The organism is Spirosoma migulaei, assembly GCF_054776855.1.
Genome location: NZ_BAAHBG010000044.1, coordinates 22,558 through 44,712, shown reverse-complemented (window position 1 = coordinate 44,712; position 22,155 = coordinate 22,558). Strand labels below are relative to the sequence as shown.

The 22,155-nt window shown below is 38.7% G+C and carries 21 protein-coding genes; 9 read left to right on the top strand and 12 right to left on the bottom strand.

Annotated elements, in window-relative coordinates; all coding sequences use genetic code 11:
• Position 1: 1 nt before the first annotated feature.
• The 3 genes from ACYVGO_RS36555 (at position 2) to ACYVGO_RS36545 (ending at position 3,605) form a co-directional block, all read left to right on the top strand.
• On the top strand, positions 2 to 1,330 hold the full coding sequence (locus ACYVGO_RS36555) for a patatin-like phospholipase family protein (RefSeq protein ID WP_460973698.1): 1,329 nt from the start codon (positions 2 to 4) through the stop codon (positions 1,328 to 1,330).
• 267 nt (positions 1,331 to 1,597) lie between these two features.
• A complete protein-coding gene (locus ACYVGO_RS36550) occupies positions 1,598 to 2,545 on the top strand; it encodes a hypothetical protein (RefSeq protein WP_460973696.1) in 948 nt (315 codons plus the stop codon).
• Positions 2,526 to 3,605, top strand: coding sequence for a hypothetical protein (locus ACYVGO_RS36545; RefSeq protein ID WP_460973694.1), 1,080 nt, complete (start codon positions 2,526 to 2,528; stop codon positions 3,603 to 3,605). The genes ACYVGO_RS36550 and ACYVGO_RS36545 overlap by 20 nt, the downstream gene beginning before the upstream one ends.
• A 117-nt stretch (positions 3,606 to 3,722) precedes the next feature.
• Here ACYVGO_RS36545 and ACYVGO_RS36540 read toward each other — a convergent pair whose 3' ends face one another.
• Together ACYVGO_RS36540 and ACYVGO_RS36535 are read right to left on the bottom strand one after the other, a co-directional pair.
• Positions 3,723 to 6,098: an AAA family ATPase gene (locus ACYVGO_RS36540; protein ID WP_460973692.1), complete on the bottom strand. Its 2,376-nt coding sequence runs from the start codon at positions 6,096 to 6,098 to the stop codon at positions 3,723 to 3,725.
• Positions 6,073 to 6,324 (bottom strand): hypothetical protein, encoded by a 252-nt coding sequence (locus tag ACYVGO_RS36535; protein ID WP_460973690.1) that lies wholly within the window; start codon positions 6,322 to 6,324, stop codon positions 6,073 to 6,075. The genes ACYVGO_RS36540 and ACYVGO_RS36535 overlap by 26 nt, the downstream gene beginning before the upstream one ends.
• A 292-nt stretch (positions 6,325 to 6,616) precedes the next feature.
• On the opposite strand from ACYVGO_RS36535, the gene ACYVGO_RS36530 reads away from it, so the two are divergent.
• From ACYVGO_RS36530 to ACYVGO_RS36505, 6 genes are all read left to right on the top strand, one after another.
• Complete coding sequence (locus ACYVGO_RS36530; protein ID WP_460973688.1) at positions 6,617 to 7,678, top strand: PDDEXK nuclease domain-containing protein; 1,062 nt, start codon at positions 6,617 to 6,619, stop codon at positions 7,676 to 7,678.
• Positions 7,679 to 7,736: 58 nt separating this feature from the next.
• Positions 7,737 to 8,951: a PIN domain-containing protein gene (locus ACYVGO_RS36525; protein WP_460973686.1), complete on the top strand. Its 1,215-nt coding sequence runs from the start codon at positions 7,737 to 7,739 to the stop codon at positions 8,949 to 8,951.
• A 151-nt stretch (positions 8,952 to 9,102) separates the two neighbouring features.
• Positions 9,103 to 9,771, top strand: coding sequence for a hypothetical protein (locus ACYVGO_RS36520; RefSeq protein ID WP_460973684.1), 669 nt, complete (start codon positions 9,103 to 9,105; stop codon positions 9,769 to 9,771).
• A 151-nt stretch (positions 9,772 to 9,922) separates the two neighbouring features.
• Complete coding sequence (locus ACYVGO_RS36515) at positions 9,923 to 11,635, top strand: SIR2 family protein (protein ID WP_460973682.1); 1,713 nt, start codon at positions 9,923 to 9,925, stop codon at positions 11,633 to 11,635.
• Positions 11,636 to 11,845: 210 nt separating this feature from the next.
• A complete protein-coding gene (locus tag ACYVGO_RS36510; RefSeq protein ID WP_460973680.1) occupies positions 11,846 to 12,598 on the top strand; it encodes a hypothetical protein in 753 nt (250 codons plus the stop codon).
• A 78-nt stretch (positions 12,599 to 12,676) separates the two neighbouring features.
• A complete protein-coding gene (locus ACYVGO_RS36505; RefSeq protein ID WP_460973678.1) occupies positions 12,677 to 13,270 on the top strand; it encodes a hypothetical protein in 594 nt (197 codons plus the stop codon).
• A 156-nt stretch (positions 13,271 to 13,426) separates the two neighbouring features.
• Here ACYVGO_RS36505 and ACYVGO_RS36500 read toward each other — a convergent pair whose 3' ends face one another.
• From ACYVGO_RS36500 to ACYVGO_RS36455, 10 genes are all read right to left on the bottom strand, one after another.
• Positions 13,427 to 14,092: an HhH-GDP family DNA glycosylase gene (locus ACYVGO_RS36500; RefSeq protein WP_460973676.1), complete on the bottom strand. Its 666-nt coding sequence runs from the start codon at positions 14,090 to 14,092 to the stop codon at positions 13,427 to 13,429.
• Positions 14,089 to 14,733, bottom strand: a complete 645-nt coding sequence (locus ACYVGO_RS36495) for a 7-cyano-7-deazaguanine synthase (RefSeq protein WP_460973674.1) — start codon at positions 14,731 to 14,733, stop codon at positions 14,089 to 14,091. The genes ACYVGO_RS36500 and ACYVGO_RS36495 overlap by 4 nt, the downstream gene beginning before the upstream one ends.
• The gene (locus ACYVGO_RS36490) at positions 14,730 to 16,046 is read right to left on the bottom strand and encodes a nucleoside 2-deoxyribosyltransferase (protein WP_460973672.1); all 1,317 of its coding nucleotides are present in this window, start codon (positions 16,044 to 16,046) and stop codon (positions 14,730 to 14,732) included. The genes ACYVGO_RS36495 and ACYVGO_RS36490 overlap by 4 nt, the downstream gene beginning before the upstream one ends.
• Entirely contained in the window at positions 16,043 to 16,417 is a 375-nt protein-coding gene (locus ACYVGO_RS36485) for a hypothetical protein (RefSeq protein ID WP_460973670.1), read from the bottom strand. Before ACYVGO_RS36485 ends, ACYVGO_RS36490 begins: the two co-directional genes overlap by 4 nt.
• Before the next feature lie 8 nt (positions 16,418 to 16,425).
• On the bottom strand, positions 16,426 to 16,944 hold the full coding sequence (locus tag ACYVGO_RS36480; RefSeq protein WP_460973668.1) for a hypothetical protein: 519 nt from the start codon (positions 16,942 to 16,944) through the stop codon (positions 16,426 to 16,428).
• A 5-nt stretch (positions 16,945 to 16,949) separates the two neighbouring features.
• The gene (locus ACYVGO_RS36475; RefSeq protein WP_460973666.1) at positions 16,950 to 18,251 is read right to left on the bottom strand and encodes an AAA family ATPase; all 1,302 of its coding nucleotides are present in this window, start codon (positions 18,249 to 18,251) and stop codon (positions 16,950 to 16,952) included.
• A gap of 604 nt (positions 18,252 to 18,855) precedes the next feature.
• Positions 18,856 to 19,842, bottom strand: coding sequence for a site-specific integrase (locus ACYVGO_RS36470; RefSeq protein ID WP_460973664.1), 987 nt, complete (start codon positions 19,840 to 19,842; stop codon positions 18,856 to 18,858).
• A gap of 265 nt (positions 19,843 to 20,107) precedes the next feature.
• Positions 20,108 to 20,707 (bottom strand): Fic family protein, encoded by a 600-nt coding sequence (locus ACYVGO_RS36465; protein ID WP_460973662.1) that lies wholly within the window; start codon positions 20,705 to 20,707, stop codon positions 20,108 to 20,110.
• A 33-nt stretch (positions 20,708 to 20,740) separates the two neighbouring features.
• Complete coding sequence (locus ACYVGO_RS36460) at positions 20,741 to 20,938, bottom strand: hypothetical protein (RefSeq protein WP_460973660.1); 198 nt, start codon at positions 20,936 to 20,938, stop codon at positions 20,741 to 20,743.
• 644 nt (positions 20,939 to 21,582) lie between these two features.
• Positions 21,583 to 21,981, bottom strand: coding sequence for a hypothetical protein (locus ACYVGO_RS36455; RefSeq protein ID WP_460973658.1), 399 nt, complete (start codon positions 21,979 to 21,981; stop codon positions 21,583 to 21,585).
• Positions 21,982 to 22,155: the final 174 nt, after the last annotated feature.

The window sequence follows — 22,155 nt, the reverse complement described above, 5'->3', positions numbered from 1 at the left end:
TATGCATGTAAATAAAAGAGTAGGACTTTCATTATCTGGAGGAGGCTACCGAGCTGCGGCTTTTCATCTAGGCACCCTAAAAAAACTACATGAGTTGGGCATTCTACCCCAAATTGATGTACTATCCACCGTTTCCGGCGGGTCAATTACGGGTGCTTATTACTGCCTGAACCAAGAAAATTTCGCGGCTTTTGAGGAGGAATTAAAGCAAAAACTTGCCACCAAAAGCGTCATTCGTTCGGTCATTTTTTCCTGGACAAGTCTCAGGGCATTGGCTTACCTTGCCGGGGGCATTGGTTTAATCATTTACCTCTTCCAATCAGATTTTTCCTGGCTTGCTGCAGTCGTTGGTTTGTTGTTTTGCTATGGCCTCATCCGGTTCCAATTTTCGATCTTTCCGATAAGCCGCCAGATCGAGCGGGCTTACAATGCCTTCTTCTATAAAGGGCTTACCCTTAAGGATTTACCCGATAGGCCTGTATTAGCCATTGCGTCCACGAATCTACAGACCTGTCGTCCCTTTACCTTTTCAAAAAAGAAAATGGAAGACTCGTATTATGCCTATCAGCAATTCCCGATCCGCTTTCATCAGCACGACTTTCCGCTGGCCCGTGCCGTGGTGGCTTCGAGCTGTGTTCCATTTGCCTTCTCGCCAGTACGTATAGACAGGGAGTATTTCCAAAAGCCAGACCAGTTTGATCAAGTTTGTCCCATCCTGGTGGATGGCGGTATTTACGACAATCAGGGCATCCAAAAGCTTTCTCAGCCAGGCAGCTCTTACGAATGTGACGTAATTATTACTAGCGATGCTGGTAACAAATTACCTTTTGAAGACACTTATACAAACACGTTTGCCTTGCTGCTGAGAACGGTTAATACATTCATGACCCGAATTAAAAATTTTCAGATGGCTCAGCATCTTTTCGATGCCGCTAAAAGTCATCGAAAAGAGATTGCTTACCTTTCCTTGGGTTGGGATGTTGAAAAATGTTTATCGGGATTCTTTGACGGATTAAAAGCCGGCCGAATTCCGACTCGGTTGATTGAAGCCCATCAGATATCAGAGGATTGGCTAGCGGATCTGCATACCCACAAAGAAGATGTGTTGGAGCGGCTTCAGGCAAGTATTGGCTATAGTCATATCATCAATGAAAAAGTAGCCGATCAAGATAAGCTAGTGGCCAGAAACGTTTCGACGAACTTAACAAAATTAAGTCCTAGGCAAATAGACTGTCTAATTCGACACGCGGCCAACTTAACCGAGATTCAAGTACGCTTGTACTGCCCCTCGTTGATTTGCAATTTGACCCAAGTAGGCTTACAATCGTAACGAAATTGATGGTCAACGAGCGAATGTCACAACAATCCAGGAGCTGTAGCTGAGCAAGATTGTAAGTTGATAATATTCAATAGGACGATGAATATGCTACTGACTTTAACCGAGAACACTTTACTTTTAAGTTGGTAAAGATTCAGTAGCCGCCATGGCAACCTCTTGAGTGATGGAGATATTACAAATTACTTACTATATTTTCTGAAAATCATACTAATATACATCCTGGCATCTGTTATTTTTAATGCGTTTACACCATAACAGATGAAGCAATATATACCAGATCTTATTCCTGATCAGCACCGTGTATTACCTGACTATTTTCGGGAAGCGGACATTTCTAATAAGCACTCAGTTACTTCAGCCGTAGACATATTGTGGTGGGTACTGGCAGTCGTAGCGGCTATTGTTTCGTTGTTTGTCTGGTCACATCATGCCGGCTTTGGTCTATCTCTACTTCTGCTTGCCTTCTTTGCTTCGCCGTGGGGGCGGAAACGCCTTGAAAACGCATTACGGTTCCGCTTCACTTTTTGGTTGAAAACGGGGATATTGAGTGTGTTGGCCCTTAGTTCGTCACTAACTGGTCATCAGTATAGTAATCGTCTGGAAGCAGAGAGGGAAACAGAACGGCTGGTAGCTGTTGCCAAGAAAAAAGCCGAGGAGGCAGCATTTCGTCAACGGACGCTTCGATTGGATAGCTTACACACTTATCTGACCAAAGCAGACGCTTCCATACGGAAAGGAACGTATGCAAAAGCAATTGGGCTCTATAAGCAATCGTTGCAGTTAGCTACCGACACCAACGCAACAGAGCAGCATCAGGCTCATATTGGTTTAGCTATTGGATATTTTCAGTCCAAACAATATCAGTTAGCTCTGCAAGCCTACGACCAGCTAGTATCCACTACATCCAATGATACCGAGTTTCGCTACAAGCGAGCTTTATGCTATCAACGGTTAGGGCAAAAAACCGATGCTTTGGCCGATTTATATAAAGCTTCTAAAGATGGGTATGCCCCAGCAACGAAGTTATACAATCAACTAAACCCTGAATTACGAAGAATTCTGTATTACCAGACTGTCTGCTGCGACGGATCGTACAGTCCATCGAATGCCAAAGGTCGTGGTGCCTGTTCCCATCATGGGGGTGTTTGCAACTGGGATAAACCTATCTACGAAACCTACCGTAAATATGATTTCAACGGCCTTTGAGAGTCGACCATTAGTACAGCAAAGCTTTATGCAACGTCTGTTGAAACAGTATCCTGAAGAGAATGCGGTTATCGAACTAAATAATTTATTGGCTGATACACCAATTCAATCTATCACGGCTACTACCATTCAGGCTATTGAACAGAAGTACGGCCTGTCGCTGAGCAGACAGTTTAGACTGAATCTGGAAGAGTTTTATGCTGTTCAGCTTAATTATGCGTTAAATGACCGGCGTTTATCGGAAGACGAGCTAGATGACCTTGGTCACCTACGTACACTCTTTCAGCTTCCCTCACCAAGCGTCGAGATGATTCATGCTCGAATCGGCGAGGTGGTATATCGGCGTAGTTTTGAAGAAGCTGTGCAAGATGGACAACTCTCCGCTGACGAACGGGTCTTCCTAACGGAGTTGCAACAAACCATTTCGTTACCACGTGAGCTGGCCGACAAGATTTCTGAAGAAGTGCGAGGTGATTACCTGGCTCGCTTTGTCACCCAGTACGGCGCTGATGCCCGTATCACCCCAGAAGAGGAAATGCAGTTACGCATGATCAGCAAGAACCTGGGTATTAAGCCAGACTATGCGACCAAGCAGACGTTAGAGCGCTTCAAACTCTACTGGTTGTTAGAAAATACAGACCTGCCAATTGTCGAAGTAGCGGTTTCGTTACAGAAGTCGGAGCATTGCCATTACCATGGTAAGGATGTGCAGTGGTATGAGGAAAGGGCAACAGATCGGCGTAGCAACTACACCGATCATTATGAGTATGCTAAAGCGTTCGAAGAGATTGATTTACAATCGGGCAGTTCAGCGACTCGCAAAGAGACGTTTGACTTACTAAAGCGAATTGATGTAGGCGATCTCTACATGACGAATAAGCGGCTCATTTTCGTTGGTGCAACTAAAACCTCCTCGATAAAGCTCACCGCTATTTCGGGTGTTACGGCTTATAAGCAAGGAGTTGCTGTAAGTAAACTGACAGGTAAGAATCCATTATTACTAATGAAGCGTGATGCCGATGTGATGGCTCTGATTTGTCGGCGGTTGTTGCATAACTAAGTTTGAGGTGATTGCTTATGCAATAATTTAGGTACTTATCAGTAATTGCCAAGTAGAGTTTTTGCCGCTTGACATTAATTTACCTCAGGATTAGGATTTAGTGGTTGCGTTGGGGAGTTAATTAAGGTTCATTGGATAAAGTCGGGTTTGGTATTTAGCATCACAGCTACAACCACGATGGTCTATGCGAACGTTCTTCGGTATATGACCACATTGCGGGCAGGCTAACGCTTCGGCCAGATTATAGGCGGCCTGACCAAATTCACGCACGTCATTATCCGACCAATCATTACCCGATGGATTGAAGTGTGCGCCAACCTCATTCCGGATGAGTGTTATCCCATCCAGTTTTTCGTGATAATCTTTTAATACGATTTCTACCCAGTTCTCTGGTTGTCCGTGGATGTCGCGTTTAACTCGTTGTACCTTTGCATTCTGGAATAGCTTTTTTGTAGTGCGCAGTAATTCACCCAGGGTATAACTTCGCCCGGGCCTATATCGCAAAGTACACTCGTAGTAAACGGCTAAACTGTCGAGTATATTTTCTAATAATACACCCGCCTTCGAGGCCACGATTTGCCGATCAAATTGGTCGGCGGCTAAAGCTGTAGCCAATTCATTGACCAGGGTTAAGTCTTCATAAGGTCTTAATCCATGCGCAATCGCCCAGCGTTCAAGCTTAAGTAAATGGGCGCTAGCTCCGCTCATTTTATAGTAATCGTGCCAGAGACGGTTGTGCGTCGCTATAATAATCTGTTGAAATGTAGGCGCTTCTGATTCAAGTAATTCTGAAATCCGGCGAAAATGCTGAGCATCTACCGACGTAAATACATCGTCGAGGACCAAAATCAGTTGCTTTGGGTTGCTGCGCTTGGCTAAGGCCAGCCAGAGGCAAAAGCCAAATGTATCCAAATGGGATTCGCTGAAATAGGCCTGCGGTACAACACCTTGTTGGTCTTCAAAACGGGCATGCTGTTCGAGAGAGGCTCGTTTTGATTCATCGATTTCCAAGCGATGCAGACCAATTTTTTCACCAGGATGAATGGTTTCATATAACCTATTCACCTCGTCGATGATCTCATCGAGAATTGCTTGCACAAATGCGCGACGTTTCGAAGCGACCAAATCAGTCACGTTTTTTAGTCGTTCTGATAAGTCATTTAAGCTACTGACGTTAATCGTGCTTTCTGTTAAAAAACCCAGTTGAGTCTTGATGTTATTGTAAGCTGCTAGCCGGGTGCGTAAGCTTTCAGCCTCCTGTTCCACGTCTATACTAATTGATGATAATTTGTCATCAAGCGTGGCTATTTGCGCACTCGTCTCATCGTTCGCCAGCCTGGTGGTTATTTCCTGATTGCACTCTTCCCAATTTATGCCTAGCGACTTTACGGACGGGGGTTCATTTGCTATTAAATAATTAGTCATGTTGATGGCTATTCGGAGTAATTCCCCGTTGTATCGTCCACACTCATCAGTTGCCGTTTTTAGTCGACTTTGAACCTCTTTTAATTTTTGCAATAGCGCGCGATTAGTTTTTAGCTGATCGAGTTGCGATTGGATCCGCCTGCGCAGTTCTTCGGCCTGCACACCGTTACCACACAAGGGGCAGGTGCTTGGCTCAGCAGGTAAAGCTAGGTAACGCTCTGCCGAGCCAAGTAAATTAATGAGGTCAGTCCCCCGCTCATCTGCTTGTTGGTTTAATTGGAATAGTTCTGCTTCGACTTCTTCTAGCTCTTTTTTTTCCTGGCTACATTTTTCCTGGCTTTCCTTCCACTGTGATACCGTATTGACTATCTGCTGGATACCTTTTTGCATTTTAATCTCTTTGTCAAACTGGGCTTGCAACTCGCTTACGTTTTTGGCAATTCGAATAGTTGCCCAGGCAAATGGCTCACTTTCCAATTCATCTGGCTGCTTTTCCTGTTCCCAAAGCGCCCGCAACGACTTCTCCGCTTGCGTCTGAGCTGCTTTTGCCTCTGTAACCTGCCTGTCTACCGTATTACAGTCCGCTCGAAGTGCTGCTTCTGCAATGTCTACTCCAGTTACAGCGATAAAGTCCTGAATAGCCTTATAGCGGTCGGCCGCGTTTGCCTCAATGAGTTTCAATAAATCACGTCGGCGTAATACCCGGATTTCAGGCATGATACCATCCTTGTGGCTGTGGGTAAGGGAAATATTTTTTCCACCGATAGTGGCCTTGCAACTATGACCAGCTTGGGTTGTTAGCTCTACTTCGACGGACTTCACGTCACGCGTCAAAGAAGCAACATGTTTCTGCGGTGCCTGAATGCCAGGACGGATTAGTGACCCAAATGAAGCATTTCCCAATGCGTCCAATGCATCAACCAAGGTCGATTTTCCCGTTCCATTTTCACCAAAAATGACCACTATATTTGTTTTTGGCCCGTTCTTTTCAGGTGTAAATTTTACTGTGATGGGTTGAGTAGCGCCACGGAAATTCGTTAATTTAAGCTGGGTGATTCGTTGCGGCATGGTCTTTTTCAGTAGGTGTGGAGTTAAGCAGAAGATTTTTTTGGAGCATTTGAAGCCAGTCACCAGCTTTGACATTGCCAGCAGTAAGCATTTTTAATACATCCGCTTCATTTGAAACTGCTATTAATTCAGCATCCCGTAAAGCCTGAGTAATCTGGTAAGCTAGGAGATCATTAGCACTGGGTATAGGGCTTGTTGTAGTTTCAGTTTGTAAAGGCTTAGGCATAGATAGATTGAAATAGATGAGGTTTGAAGGGCATTCGCTAAATAGGATTAACGAAAGGCTAAAGTTATACTAAGCACGGACGGGTAATGTACACAAAGGTTTACATTTATTAAAAGGATCTCATTTATAGTATGTAGATGATCACTAGATTCAGAAGGAAGGCATTGACTGTTGATATGTACTTTATTTGCTTTCAAAATCGGTTATAACATATAATAATGAAATTACTCTCAGCGATAGGTTACTGCTATTAGCTGATAAATTGCAGGTCAATTACTCTTTATTATAGTCTATGCAGTCTTTGCAAAATGGCCCAGGTAATTACATAACTCTGCTCGAAAAGCTGAAACGAGAGATTCGTACTACCCAGTTACGGGCCACCATTGCCGCGAATGCCGAGTTTTTAGGTATGTATTGGCGAATTGGCAAGATCATACTGGAACAGGAAAAACAGCAAGGTTGGGGGCAGAAGGTCGTAGTCCGGCTAGTGGCTGACCTCAAAGCAGAATTCCCGAATATGAAAGGTATGTCGCCCAGAAATCTCCGATATATGAAATCGTTCGCAGCTGCCTACCCGGATGATCCATTCGGCGAGGGGTCAATTTTGCAAGTACCGCTTGCAAAATTGACCTGGTACCATCATATTACCTTACTAGACAAAGTGAAAGACCTAGATGAGCGTCTATTTTACATGCAGGCGACGGTCGAAAACGGCTGGTCGCGTGATGTGATGGTGCAACAAATTGAATCGGGCTATCGACAACGGTCAGGGAAGGCAATTACAAACTTTGCGCGTACGTTACCAGAACCACTATCCGATCTAGCTCAACAGTCACTGAAAAATCCTTACCTATTCGATTTTTTGACACTGACTGAAAAGTATAAAGAGCGGGATCTGGAAAATGGTTTGGTTGAACACATCACGAATTTTCTATTGGAACTCGGCAAGGGATTTGCCTATGTAGGCCGGCAGTACCCAATTGAGGTATCAGACCGTGAGTTTGCCATCGACCTATTGTTCTATCATCTTAAACTGCGCTCGTACTTAGTCATTGATTTGAAAGTGGTTGAATTTGAGCCGGAGTTCGTCGGTAAGCTAAACTTCTACCTATCGGCCGTAGATGATCAGCTTCGGAGCGAGTTTGATAATCCAAGCATTGGTCTGCTGATTTGTCGCCGAAACGACAAGTTAATCGCCGAGTATGCGTTACGGGACGTTCACAAGCCGATTGGTATCACGGAGTACCGATTGATGGAGTCGCTACCTGAAAACCTTAAAAGCACACTGCCCTCTATCGATGAAATTGAGGAACGATTACGCCAGGAAAATTCTGACGATGAACTCGGTGAATAGACTTCACTTTGCAACGGCAAATGTGTAATGTTTTCTAATTAGATATTTAACTTCAAATATGCACTACCTAATTCTTGATACAAACATCTGGATATATTTAGCGAGCAGCTACGACCCAAAAACAGGTAACTATCAAGATGGATTACATTTTAAGCTTCTTACTGCACTAAAAAAAATGGTAGAAGATGGACGAATAACTATTCTAACTACAAACATTATAAAAGAAGAGTGGAATAGAAATCGTTCTGCTACAGAAGGTTTAATTCAAGAATATCAAAAAAAAATAGATGCTAACAAAGCAAATGTAAAACATTTCAAAAAGTATTTAGAAGAAACAGACGCAGTTATTCTTGATTCATTACATCAAAAATTTGCTCAGCGAATTGAGCAAATAATTTCTAACAACGAACAGCATATCATTGAGGTTGAATATTTACTATTCAATCATACAGAGGAGATTGAAATAGAAGATAAAATTAAAATCATAGCTGCAGACTTCGCTGTGCAGAAAAAAGCTCCTTTTAAAGGCAATAAAAGTAACAGTATGGCAGATGCATATATATTGCTGAGTGCCGTCGAATATCTGAAGAAAAGAATTAATAATTGGAAATGGGACGAAAACGATGAAGATTTTTTTCAGTATCCAAGTTCATTTTTTGTAACCGCAAATAAAGGCGATTTTTCTAATTCGGCAAAAATTGAGGAGCCTGATGAAGACCTCAAAGGCGTATTCGATTCGGTAAAAATGCATTATCGAATTAATTTAGCTACGTTACTGAACGAACTCGAAGATGCTATACTAAAAGCAGAGGAACTAGAAGAATTTGAAAGATTGCAAGATGAATATGAGCGTAATCTAGATTACTGCGATGTATGTTCGCCTGATGATGAGCATGTACTATTAACTACAATTTTATTCAATTCTGAAATAGCAATAACTCATGAAATAGTAACTAATGAAGTAGAAGCTCAAGAATATGATCCTAATCAGCTAACGCTTTTTAATGAAATACAGAAATTGCCAGCTATTAGGTTTAAACCCAGTAACAGCAATAAAGAATCAGTTCCAATAGGTAACTGCAACTATTGTGGCACAGCTCATATTAAGTGTTATGAGTGCCAATCAGCAGTTGCGCTACTCGACAATAAAGAGAACAACTCTATTGAATGTGAAGATTGTGGACTTACGTATAAGATAAACTATGTATATGTAGGCGACGGTGAGCATGACATGTACATTAGCATTGTTGATAGAGAACAAGAAGAAGAATAAATATTTTATAGCACGCCATTAAATTCAAGGGCCTGATCTTATGATGTTTATGCAGATAGTAATGCTATTTGCTCGAGCGTATTCAGTAAAAGCTTTTAATGCTAATCTCCTTTTCAAAGTATTAACCAATTTCGCTATCTATCTTCAACATATGACGATTACCCAGACAGATATAATAACTGCAGTTGAAAAGTTCATCCGTAAATCAAACCCTGAAGACCGATTTACATCGTTTGACTACTGCTATAATTATTTTCGGTTATCTAAACCTTATGACCTAGTCCATAATTCAGAAATGAGCTGTTTAACCCTTGGTTTTTACTTGGCCAGTTGGGGCATGTTTAGAGGATCAAGTTTTCTGCTTAGTAAAAGCGTCAAATGTTTTCAGCCAACCATTGAATATATTTCTAGCCTAGATAAGTCTATCTGGAACATTGATGTAGACACCTATACTGATGAAAACATCCAAAAAATTATAGAAATCTATTCAGAAATTAAAGATACATTAATACATAATAAACAGAGCGACCTGACTCTTATCACAAAAGTGTTACTCGGCGTTTTCGGGTTTGTACCTGCTTTCGACCAATATTTTTGTAATACTTTTCGGAGTATATTTAAAGAACAGGGTGCTGGATTTAGTCGAGTGAATGAAAAGTCTCTCAGTCTCATTAAGGTATTTTACAGGCAATATCAGAAGACTATTGATGAAATGGCTTATTCAACCTTCACAACGGATTTTAAATCTGGCCTAAAAACCAATATCAATTATCCGAAAGCGAAAATTATTGATATGTATGGATTTAGCGCACGGGTCTAAGTTTGAAATCTACCAAACTATTCTGACCATCCACTTTGATTTACCTGAACTATTATTAGTAGTCATTTTAACCTGTTTTCTTTTCAAAAGATAATCCTAGTGTTCGAATAGAATACCTACTTTGCAATAACTAACCATCTCAAATTTCAGAATGGATAACCAAATAATAACTGTTGCTTATTCCATATTTATAAATAAAGGAGCATTTGCCTTATTATTGGGCTCAGGAATTTCCAGTACGTCGGGTATTCCAACAGGATGGGAAATTACACTGGACCTAATAAACAAAATTGCTCTTCTTGAAAAACAGAATCCGCAAGTTCCCCCCGATGAGTGGTATCGAAATTACTTTCAAAAGGAACCCGATTATTCGGATATTCTAGAGCGACTGACTAATACACCAGAAGAACGTATTAATCTTCTTAAGCCTTATATAGAACCGACAGAAGAGGAGCGTGGATCAGGCTTGAAAGTTCCGACAGTCGCCCATAAGCAAATTGCAGAACTCGTACAGTTGGGATACGTTAGGGTGATCGTGACAACCAATTTTGACCGGTTGATGGAAAATGCATTAAAAAATATCGGCATTGAACCAGCCGTAATATCAAACCCTAACCATGTAGAAAATACCTTACCACTGGTACATAGCCCCATCACCATCATCAAAATAAATGGCGATTATCAGGATACCAGATTCCTAAATATAAAAAGCGAGTTGGAAAACTATGATGCACGTCTTGTTAACTTATTGCAAAATATCTTTGAAAACTATGGATTGATAACATGTGGTTGGTCTGCAAAGTGGGATATTGCTTTAGTTGATATTATGAAGTCCGCTAATAAATTCCGTTATACAAATTACTTTGGTTATCGGAATAAGGCGGATGAAGTTCTGCTTGCACTAACATCTACCAGGCAAGGAAAGCTTGTAAAAATGAATGATGCAGATACATTCTTTACGGAAACAACAGAAAACCTAAAAGCTCTTGAAAAAAATGGGGAACGTCATCCACTTACCACAGGCATACTATTAACACGGCTAAAAAAGTATCTTGTAAAAGAAGAGCATCGTATTGACCTACATGATTTGATACGCCAGATAGTTGAGGAGTGCTTTGAAAAAATCAATACAGTGAATTTTTCCAAACAACCTACGGCTGAATCAATTAAAGAGTTAATGGATTACTATTCACTACAAATTGAGCCGCTTTGCTTTTTGGTGGCAACAGGAAGTTACTGGGCAAATAAAAGTCAAAATGAATTGTTTGTTAATATATTAAGGCGTGTAGGTACGCCTGATGAAAAGCGCAATAGTACCAGCTGGTCAAATTGGAACAACTTGTCATATTTTCCAGCCTTAGTCCTAAAATATGCATGTGGCATAGGTTGTGTGGCAAAAGATAATATTAGTTTATTGAAACAAATTGTGGAATTGAAAGTGACAACAAGTTATGGTAAAGTAGCCCTGTTGACGCAAACCAACCCTTGGACAGTAATAGAAAAAGACAATTTAAATAACGTAAATGGTACTAATTGGACAATGCCTATGAGCTTACTTTTATATGACAAGCTTAGGCCAATATTTAAAGAATTAGTACCTATCGATAACGATTTTAATAAGTATTTCGATGAGTTTGAATTTTATAATTCATTGAAATACACCGCCGACCACTCTACTGGATTTTTAGCTATAGGAAAGTTCGGCTATCAGGATAGAGGTATTGTCGATCGGGCGATTGAGAATTTAGCTATCGAAAAAACTGAGTTTAAACTCATAAAAGGGGGCTATTTCCCTGATGTCGACACACTTACAAAAACGCTTCTAACATACAAGGACGAATTATCAAAACGATCTTATCACTAATCGTCAAAGTGATCATTGTTCACCAAAAATATAGAGCTATTAAGGAAAACCTGCATTCATACAAGCTCTTATGCCTTTTTAGTAAATCGAGCTGTTCATTTAAGGACACTGAGAAAATTCATGATATACTCTGTTAGATCAGTCAGATATATCGTACAACTATTTCAATTAATAAAACTACTTTAACCATTTTATATTACACCTCCTAATATGCAAGCATCCTCTGCTTCAAATTTGCTAAAGCAATTTTCTCTTGAACTCTTGCAGGCTATCAACGATTGGCAACGAGGTGGTGATCATAAACAGAAGCAGAGAAGAGGTAAGAAGTTAAAAGAATTAGCTGCTGACCTTTCACCCGAGTTTAGAGAAGAAAGTCGTAATTGTTACAGGCAAATTACTCTTGATAAAAAATATGTTTGGAAGTTAGCTGACAAGTTAAAACTAGAAGAAACTATATCCGCTTGGACAGTTGATTTAGACGTTGCCAAAGGCATAAAAGGGGGAGGGCCACATAAGGAAAATCAATTGCAAGTAGCAATCTTTCACATAATACCTACTTCTGGTAGCGTAGTCATCAATTTGGATAAATTGTTTAATGATCCTGTATTTTTAGAAGCGTGCGATACTCATAAGTCACAAATAAATTCATATCATTTGGGAATTGGCCAATATGGTCAATCTCAACGTGAGGTTGTAATTGAACTTGACCAGTTACCAATTAACAATTCATATGCACTGGGGGGGCACAGCTCGAGTAAAGAGAAATTACTCATTTTATGGGCTGGAATAGAATTCAATCGTTTACCCACAGCGGCTGATAGAGTTGAGTTTGAAAAACGAATATCCAACAGCGGTGCTCAACTTGGTCCGAATTGGATTAGTGGCGAATCAAAGGACCGTGTATTAAATAACTTATTAATAGATTTTGAAAGGCTTAAGCCAAGTAAGGAGACAGGTATATGAGATAAATTGATTAAAAATAAAACCTTACTTTTAGACGACTGACTTTAATATTTCAGCCCTATTATTTGCGTTTCTACTATGCCTGATTATAATTTGAGAAGGGTTTTATATCATGAGTTAGGTCACTTTATAGCTCATGAAGTTATACAGAAACACTGGGGTAAACATGGGCTTGCTCAAATTATAATTATCCCGAAGGGAAACGATTATGAAGGGCAATCAATTCTGCAAGTCCCAGAAGGGTGTATCCAAAATACTATACAAAACCATGCTGAACTGATAGTAGAACTTGCTTATGGATGCTATATTCAGACCATTTACATTGGTGATGGGTATAGAGGATTTGACTATTGTTTTGGTAATCCAAGTGGCCATGGTAAGGATGATTTCATGAGATATTCTAGTATTTTGAATGAGTTTAGTTCTGATAAAAAGCAACAAATATTTGAGTTGATTACCCAATATTTTAGCGAACAATTTCAAAATAATGCTACACTTCGGGCATTATTACCGTCAGTTATAAACATGGAAAATTATTTAATGCCCTTGGAAAATGGCTACTACAGTGTAAATCTTTCTGAGCTTAGAGCCGGGAGTACTAACCTCACTCAATATATTGAAGACGGTTTAGTGCACCTAATTGAGAATATCAGAAATATACTTATAACATGATTAATGAATTATTATATTTGTTAAAAATAATCATAACTCCTACACTTCAAATTTTTTAGTATTCTAAACCTCGGGAATATTCAATGAAGCATATCAATCCTTTAAACTTCCAAGTTTCAATTATGGCTTAATCGTAGCTACGCGGTTCAAAAGCGTTTAAAACGGTATCGCTAATTGTCGGGAAAGACTATTATTCCCAAGTGTACTATTTCTTTTTGCCATATAACTCCAAATGCTATGATCTAAAGATGAACGCGATATTTCCAGAAAATCAGCAGCATATTCAACAATTTTTTTAGCGGCATCATAACCTCTAACATTGACCTCTGCCATTTCAATAAAGGAATAAATATGTCTATCGACCGCCACAGAATCATAACCAAGGAGCTTCAAAAGATAATCTAATGTTTTGGGGCCGACTCCATTAATATCAAGTAAATTTAGTCGATTGGCTGGCTCAACTAAATGTAATCTTAAATCGTAGCAAGTATCGATATTATTTATTTCTGCATAGTAAAGTAGAGACTCAATTCTATATATTTTAGTCTTATTTTTCCAACTTATTAAAGTTTCTAAACTAACATTTTTGACAAGTTCTTGAAATTTCGAGCGAGTATCGACTTCTGGGTAATTAACAACAAGCCTTTGTACGCGGGGCCTTACCACATACTCATAGTTGACACCTGCCTGAAGGATAATATCAGTAAAAAGAGCACCAATATGATTGGGGCAATTATAATAAACTGAACTGGTTATAAGGATTTCCCCGTCAAGTGCAGAAATATAATCAGCCAAGCGTCTTGCTTCTCGCGCACAATTCATACAAAATTTGACTCAAGTTGAATTTGATTTAATGCGTTTAATCTATCAACGCAATTAGGACATGCGCCACAAGGAATTGTCGGAGAAGCTTGGCATGAAAAAGTTTTGTCGATTGAAACTCCAAGGCTAATTCCAAGTTTTGCAACTTCATATTTTGAATAATACCTAAATGGCATATTAATTTTTACAGATCCATATTCTGCCAAAATACCTTCCATACTCTCAAAAAATTTATTTGAGCAGTCTATTTCTTTCGCGTGATTGCTATTTATAAAAGCCGAGTATAGGTTTGAAAAGCCTAAAGTTTGGGCGAAAGTTGCTCCAATGGTGAGCAATAATACGTTTCTATATGGAATGTATAAGTCATCTGCACTAACTTCATCCTCCCAAAGATTAGCTGGTTTTATAAATCGCGAAGTGGATCTCTTATAAATGGATTTAATATCTATAATTTCAATGTTACTTCTAGCTTTCGCTGGTAATACTGCTCTTAAAGTATCAAGTTCAGTGGCTGCACAATGTTGCCCATAGTCAATAAATAAGGGTATATAATTTATGTGCTCACTATCTAGCCAGAAGGCCATAGTCGTCGAATCTAATCCTCCAGAAGCTAAAAGAACTCCATCTTTATTATTATTCATATCTGTAATTTTGAGCAAATAGAAAAAAACTCTGCAATTAAATAGTCAAGATCGTTAGTTACTAAGTCAGGCAGTTCGGTCAACATGCAATTTTTCGCAATTTGATATGGATCATATACTATGGTAGGAAGTCCCTTAGCTGAAGCTAGCCCAATTTCAATTAAAGTTCCTGGATCGTTGTAGAGTAGAACAGCTATAAGAATCTGACACTGTTCAAGCATAATCATATCTTTGCTAAATAATTCTTGCCTTCTATTCTTATTTGCATCATCTGCCATTTGTCCATTCTCTTTGACTGGCCTGCGTGGGGAAAAATTATGATAGTTTAAACTGTTTACTACATTTTCGATAGGAGAAGTATCTACAAAGTCAAAATCTGGTGCAGCAATATATACATTGATTTGTCGTCTTTGCTCCCATGGTAAGGAAATACCTGCCATGTTCTCTAGCTCTTTGAAGTTAGAGTTCAAAATACGATTAATATTAATTTTAAGGTCATCAGGATAAGTTGTTGATGCGTATTCAGCAGCAATCCAAGAAGAAAAAATCATGGAAGACTGCATTTTTAGTTCTAGGCATTTAGAAATAAAAGCTGCATTATATACATCTCCCACACCAACAGAGTGCACAATTGGTTTAGTTTGGGATGAGGCTTCACAGTATTCATTTGATATAAAATTGAAACCTCTACTACCTCCTCTGTTTTCTTTTAGAATAAATTTGTTACAAAATGGCGCTAATTTATTTTTAAAATTATTGAAATTATCCTTGAAGTGCTCTTGAAATAGTATAGAAGAAGTGGATAAAAAAATTGTATCCACTTTAACTTCATTTGCTTGTAAAGAAGAAATATCTCTTATTGAATTTGTTACATCTATATGTATTTTTTGCCTTTTAATAACGTCAAATAATACTGAATGATCGAAATTTCCAGCAAAAAGTAATATATCAGAAAAAGATTTATCGTTCAGTTTGTGAATCGCTTCTTTAAAATATTCGATTTCGATTTCATTTCTTAAGATGAACTCATAACCCTGATCAAAAACTTCTTTTGCATCTTGGATAAGAAATATGTAAGGTGATCCAATTACATTGCCAAGCTTATGTACCTCTTCACATTCAAAGGCTATTAGGTATTCATTTATCTGTTTATCTAAATATGCAGGAGCAAAATAACCCACAGAATACGGAATGCCTAGAGCCCATAGTCCACGCGCTGCGTGGACTATTCCGCCCAGACGCATCTTGGTATCATGCTGATTTGTTTTTAAAGTAATATCAACGAATATATCCCCAACCAAGCAAATTTTCATTCTGGTATTATATCTACTGTTATAGAAGGGGTTGGCGTATTTGCAGATCTTGATACTAAACCAGAGTATTTAAATCCATTATCCATACACACTTTTACATAATTTAATTTTGTTGGCAAGTATCCTATATCCTCTCCTAAGTTTGTTTCTGCAACCAATCTTACGCCATTAAAGGAAATAGAGACTTCTGTTCCTATAGTTGGTACTACTCCGTAATTCATAAAATAAAAACAGCGGCTAATTTCCTCAATTGATGCACTAAAAGCTTGCCCGCATTTATCCTCGCCACTTGAACCACCACTGTTTCCATCATTACTTCCTGAGACTCTAGAAGTATAATCGCTGAAGTTACCGCTTCCTGTGCTTCCCATTGATTAAGTTATTTATTGTTAAGGATAAGGTTTACGATGTGTTTTTGTGAATTTTTTAAACTTTTGCACGTCTTACAAATTGCCGCAATATTTTGTTCATTTAATAGATCCATATTACTTTGACCTCTGTATATTTTTGGTTTATTTTTACTAGAGCCAAAAAATAACTTATGCCTAAAGTATGGATAGGCCCGTTTATCTTCAGAACAAATTAATTTGCATTTTGAAGTTATAAGTAAACCGACTAAATGTTGATCATCAAAATCTGAATGTGAGATTTTGCTCCCAGCTTCATTTGCATATTGATCCACTATAGCGCTATCGACTAATACTGCTTTTCTTACCTTTTTTAGCTCAGAAAATAGGCCAAAATATTGTTTAATCTCTGAAAAATACTTTGTACCTCCATAGACTACTTTTCCATTGCCGTTTATAATCCATTCCAATACTGGTTTAAATTCATTATGATTTAGAGATGACGACTTAAATACGCTTGCCAATGTATTAGTATCAATAACAATGCACATATTGATTATATATTTAATAGTTCAAGTTGTTCTCTAATGAAGAAATTTCTAAATTCGGCAGGTTGAGTCTCCTCATAAGAGCCATCATTTTGAATTGCTATACAACCAAGATGATTCCCTTTTAAAGACCGTGAGAAGAATATGACTTGTGCTTGGTTTTGTTTAGTAGAACTATTTAATACTTTATTTTTATTAATTTTAATCCTACATCGATCGATAATAAAGTCACTATGAGTTTCTATAATAAATTTATGTTTATCTAATTGGTTCGATTTAAAAACAAAATCACCAAATGCGGCTTGTGCTCTAGGATGTAAATGTATTTCAGGCTGTTGAATTGCGAACCAAGAAGCAGCAGGTCTGAAGACTACCTCTACTATAAGAGGTAAAACCTGCGAAATTCCGTAACCTACATTTGTAATATTAAGGATACGATTGTCAAGTTTGAATTGGAGTTCAAATGAGTTAGACTTATGTGATGAATCCTTTAGTTCGGTTATAATAATATCATCGTATAATCCGCTGTCTTTACCAAATTTGGTAAGTATTTTTCTAGAAATTGTGTCATCTAATAAATACTTTTGAAGAACATAAGGGCTATGCTTACCTGAAGCTTCAAAATGCAATGTTGTTCTATCATAAGTTTTTTCAGGTTGTGATCTTACAGGTGCAGTCCATGCTATGTTTTCTAAAAAATATGGTATTTTCAATTTTTCTTCTATTTCTAGGTCACCGTTTGAAATTAATGAATATGTCAATTGTTCTAATAAAGGTGCAACTCCTCCAACATCTATGCTTTTTCTTATAAATGGCAGATGTATTAGTTTATTTGTTAAAACCCAGTCTTTAAAAAGCTTAAACTTTTCAGCAAAAGAGTTGGGTATTTTAAATTTCTTTTTTTGAAGTCTATATTTTATAAGACTTCCATCAATGTTAATATGAATTTCAATATTTTTATTTATTAGTTTTATGTCTTTTAACGAAGGAGAGCTATCTTTTTCTATAAATATTAATTTAATAGCAGAAAATTCATTCGTTTCAGAGTTTTCTTCTCCAAGTATTCCAATTTCAAAAAAATCTTTTGAATCAACTCTTGGATTTGTGATTATATCGGAAAATTGTCCAAGGCTTTTTAGATCTTCTCCAAATTGGTTATAACGCCAAAAGCTTGGAGAAGCTAAAATCCCAATTAATTTTAATAGTGAGGTTTTCCCAGTACTATTTTCACCAACAAAAAAGTTTATTTCCTTTAGTTCCAAAAAAGTTTTTTCAAACCCTCGAAAATTATCAATATATAGGACAGGCATGGATTGAATTAGTTTTCGATTGGTCTTTGATTCATTTGCTTAATGTTCCAATGTGCAAAGTATCATGACATTTAAACTGTTATGATAAAGTACATAAATCTTTAATTTTACTTATGAAAAGTAATTTCTTTTAATGAAAAAGTCACATAAAGCTATGGGTAGTTGTATATTATACATTTAATAAATATTAAGTTACATATGTGTTTATTTTGAATCATTAATACTAGCTGTATCTACTGGGGACAATTTGCTTCTGTGACCAATTTGGAAGCAACATAGCAGAACTCCAGCATGAACGGACATATACCATTTTAATTTTTTTGCTAGAACCAGTAATTTCAATTTAGATTTCGTTCATTTAAATACTAATTGATTTTAATTATTGAACTCATATCTGTCTGATTTAAAGATGATTATGAGTATAAGAGTCAAATCTAAAATCGTTCACGAAAACCCTGCTTAAACCTAAATTTTAAGATATCACGGAGGTCTTTGTCTCTAAACATTGTAGATTGCATAGTAGCAGCAATGCCTTATTTTCTATTTTATTTCCTAAGACGCGATTAACGCTATATCTAATCCTGTATATCTTAGATTAACTCCCTTACAGGTCTAGTTCAGTTGATGCATTTTGAGTAATCACATCCCGCCGTCGATCGTAGCGATCCAACATACTGGTTGTTTTGTGCTTGGTTTGATTCTGTATCTTTCGATTATCGATTCCGGAATTTTTGGCTATGGTGACAAAGGACGCCCGAAGTGAGTGAGCCGTGTAATTTTTACCCGCCTGCTGAAACATTCGTTTCGTCAGCAAATTGACATAATCGTCGGATAAACGCTCCAGTGTTGGTCGCTCCCCTTTTCGTATGCGGACAAACAGAGGACCTTCGGAGCGATTTATAAAGGACAGCCACTCTTGATAAATTGTCAGTGGACAGTACTCTGCATTCTTCGCTTTGGCCACGTATTTCTCTTCCCGCTCCCCGGCCTGATTGGTTTTAGACCGGTTGATCTGAATGAGTATACCACTGGTTTTAACCGTTAGGTTTTCCAGATTGAGGGCAACCAATTCACTGCGCCGAAAGGCTCCCGTAAATCCCAGCAATAACAGCAATCGATCCCGAATGCCAGACGGTGTGGCAGGTAACGCCGTGAGCGCCTGTCGAAATTCCTCGAGGGTGAAATCTGGCGCTTCTTTCTGACGAACACTCATCTTTTTCTTTACCCCTTTCATAAATACCTTAAATGGCTCCTGAGTCGTCGGTGAAAGATGCTGGTTGATTCTGTGGTATTTAGCGATACTAGCCAGCCGGCGTTGAATGGTGAAAAATGCTTTGGATTCGGCTAAGTCTGTCACATATTCAGCTAGTGTCTGGGGCGTTGAGGGCAGTGCCTGGTACTCTTTTTGGCTATACCAACCGAGGTAGTGCCCCAAATCCGATAGATAGGCTTTTTGCGAGTTAAGTGCTCCATAAAGGCCTGAATGGTAAAAATCACGTGCTTTTTGTTGTTGATCGGTTAAAGCAGAGAGGCCCTGTTGTGTGGTAGGAATGAGCGAATTGGAAGACGGAGGAGAACTATCGAGTTCCATAAAGTTATCAATTAGAGATTGGACCAGCTAGAACGCATTCATTGACTATTCACACCTGAATCTTTACCAGGGTTTTCTGGGTACAACTACACCGATGACCTCGGATTGGGAGTCACTAGTTTGGTCAGTTGCTCAAACATGAATGCATAAAAGGACTCATTTACTTTTGTTAGAAACGTCGTGCTTAAAGCCGCCAAATAGGCAGGCCGGTCTTCGATGAAAACGACACTTTGGGGAAGGCGATTATATTGCTGAACAAAATTCATTAGCAACCTGGCCACCGGCCATTGCCTTCCGCAAAGGGATGAATCCGAATCAATTCGGCGTGTAGTCTAAAAGATGTTTCATAGACTTGCCGAATGGTTTGACTTTGCTGAAGATTCGTATTGGTCTGTTTGATCAACTCGTGCAGGGCTTTCTGAATTTTGTGTGGCCGTTCATACACACCACCTGCTCCCGACAACTCATGCGTCTGCCACTCGCCTTTGCGTGAATCAACGGGATAGAGGAAGTGGTTGGTAATTCCTCCCGTCTGTTGCATCACGCACGCACCAAGCTGTTGCACATTCCCCAGCGTAAGGGGTTCCTGACGGGTAGCCCATCCGGTAATTACTTTTTGCCCCTGTATATAATCGAGTAGCATCCACTCTGCTGGCGTGCAGAACGAACCCACTGATTCTATTTCCGACAAAGAAGCTATTTGGCCCAGCGTCAAGGAATGACCATCCAACGCTGTAGAATGATAAAGTTGGGCCAAGTACTTGTCCCGCTGAAACGTTTCAGACTGCGCTTGCTCCAGCTGATAGCGACGTATCAGGTTCGGCAGGCTGGTCGTTTCACTAGCCTTTCCTTTCAGCTGCTTCATGCTTTGCTTTGTTTAATGTTTCGTTCGTCTACCTCATAATGGGGTTGTCCTGCCTTCGCGAATCTCCTGCTTTAGTTCATTCAGGAGCGGATCTAAGCGACCACTCTCTAAATCCTGTTCGATCTGTTCATCCCACCGGGCAAAATCATGTTCGGTGATCCAATCAGTGAGTTGCTTATACTCGGCATCTGGTAAGTTGGCAATGGCTAGTTGAATTTGGTTTAAGTCCATGATACATTATAAGGTTGATCCGAGATGTTAAGACGAGCTTCCCTGCTTCCGTCAAATTTTATTAAGCTATAAAATGAAAACGTGTCTGTATTGAACCAAAGGTGATCTCCTGGTACTGGTTAGTTCAAATGTACTGGTAATATAGTAAATAATCGATTACCTACGATAATTAAAGATTATCGTAGGTAACGACACCTGTAGTTATAGCTGTAATGATTGATTGGCGGTCATGATTGTAAGGGTGCACAGCAGTTTCCCACACTACGTGCAGCTGAGGGATGCAATGACCACTGTTCGTACTTTTAAAAAGGGGTTGGTTACTTTCTTTAGAAATTATTTTTCAGACGTTCGATCCAGGTGCAGTTTTATCACTTTCTCTGGGGCCAAAGCAAGTAGGCAGGACCACACTCACAAAAAAAGCCACACAAAGTGAAGAGGTAAAAATGGATAGCTCAATTAATTTCAGATTTACAAATTCGATGGCACCCCATAACAAAAATCAAGGTCAGTCGAAAGGCTAAATCAACAACTTTGCAAGAATAGACATTAGCAATAAATAAAATTACGGCACATAAAACTATAACTATAGTTATAGTTTTATGTGCCGTAATTTTGAAGGAAACGATTAGTGCATCAACATTCCATTATTGATCATTTTTAGATTCTAATTGCGGGATCAACCCTTCATGTTGTAAAGTAGCAAGCATGTCAAGGAAGATACGATTCAGTTTACGCTCGGCAATACTTGAAACTCGTTTAGCTTTTTTAGATTCCATCTCATAAGGTGTAAAACCGGAATTATCCTCGGCAAAAAACCATTCCGGATTCATTTTATAATTCTTCATGTAATGGATAAAAAGCAATAAAAATGAATTCAGCGAGATGTCACAATCTTTCTCCGAGCGATACACCAAATTTTGGCTCATGCCAATAGTATTGGCCATTTCAACTTGACTTAAACCAGACGCCTCTCGAATTTGCTCAAATCTCATTGCGAAATTTGATTTCCATTTTACAATTTCTGAATCTCTTTTCTTTTTCATAAAACTTATCAAGTATATAAATTATACTAACTAACTAATTTTAAGAAGTTTAATGAATATCATTTCACACTTAACAGCCAAGCATTATGCCGCCTAGAGCTATTAATGTGGCAAATATAAAGAAAAAAAATAGGGCTTTTAATTTAAAATATAAATTAAAAGCCCTATTTAAGC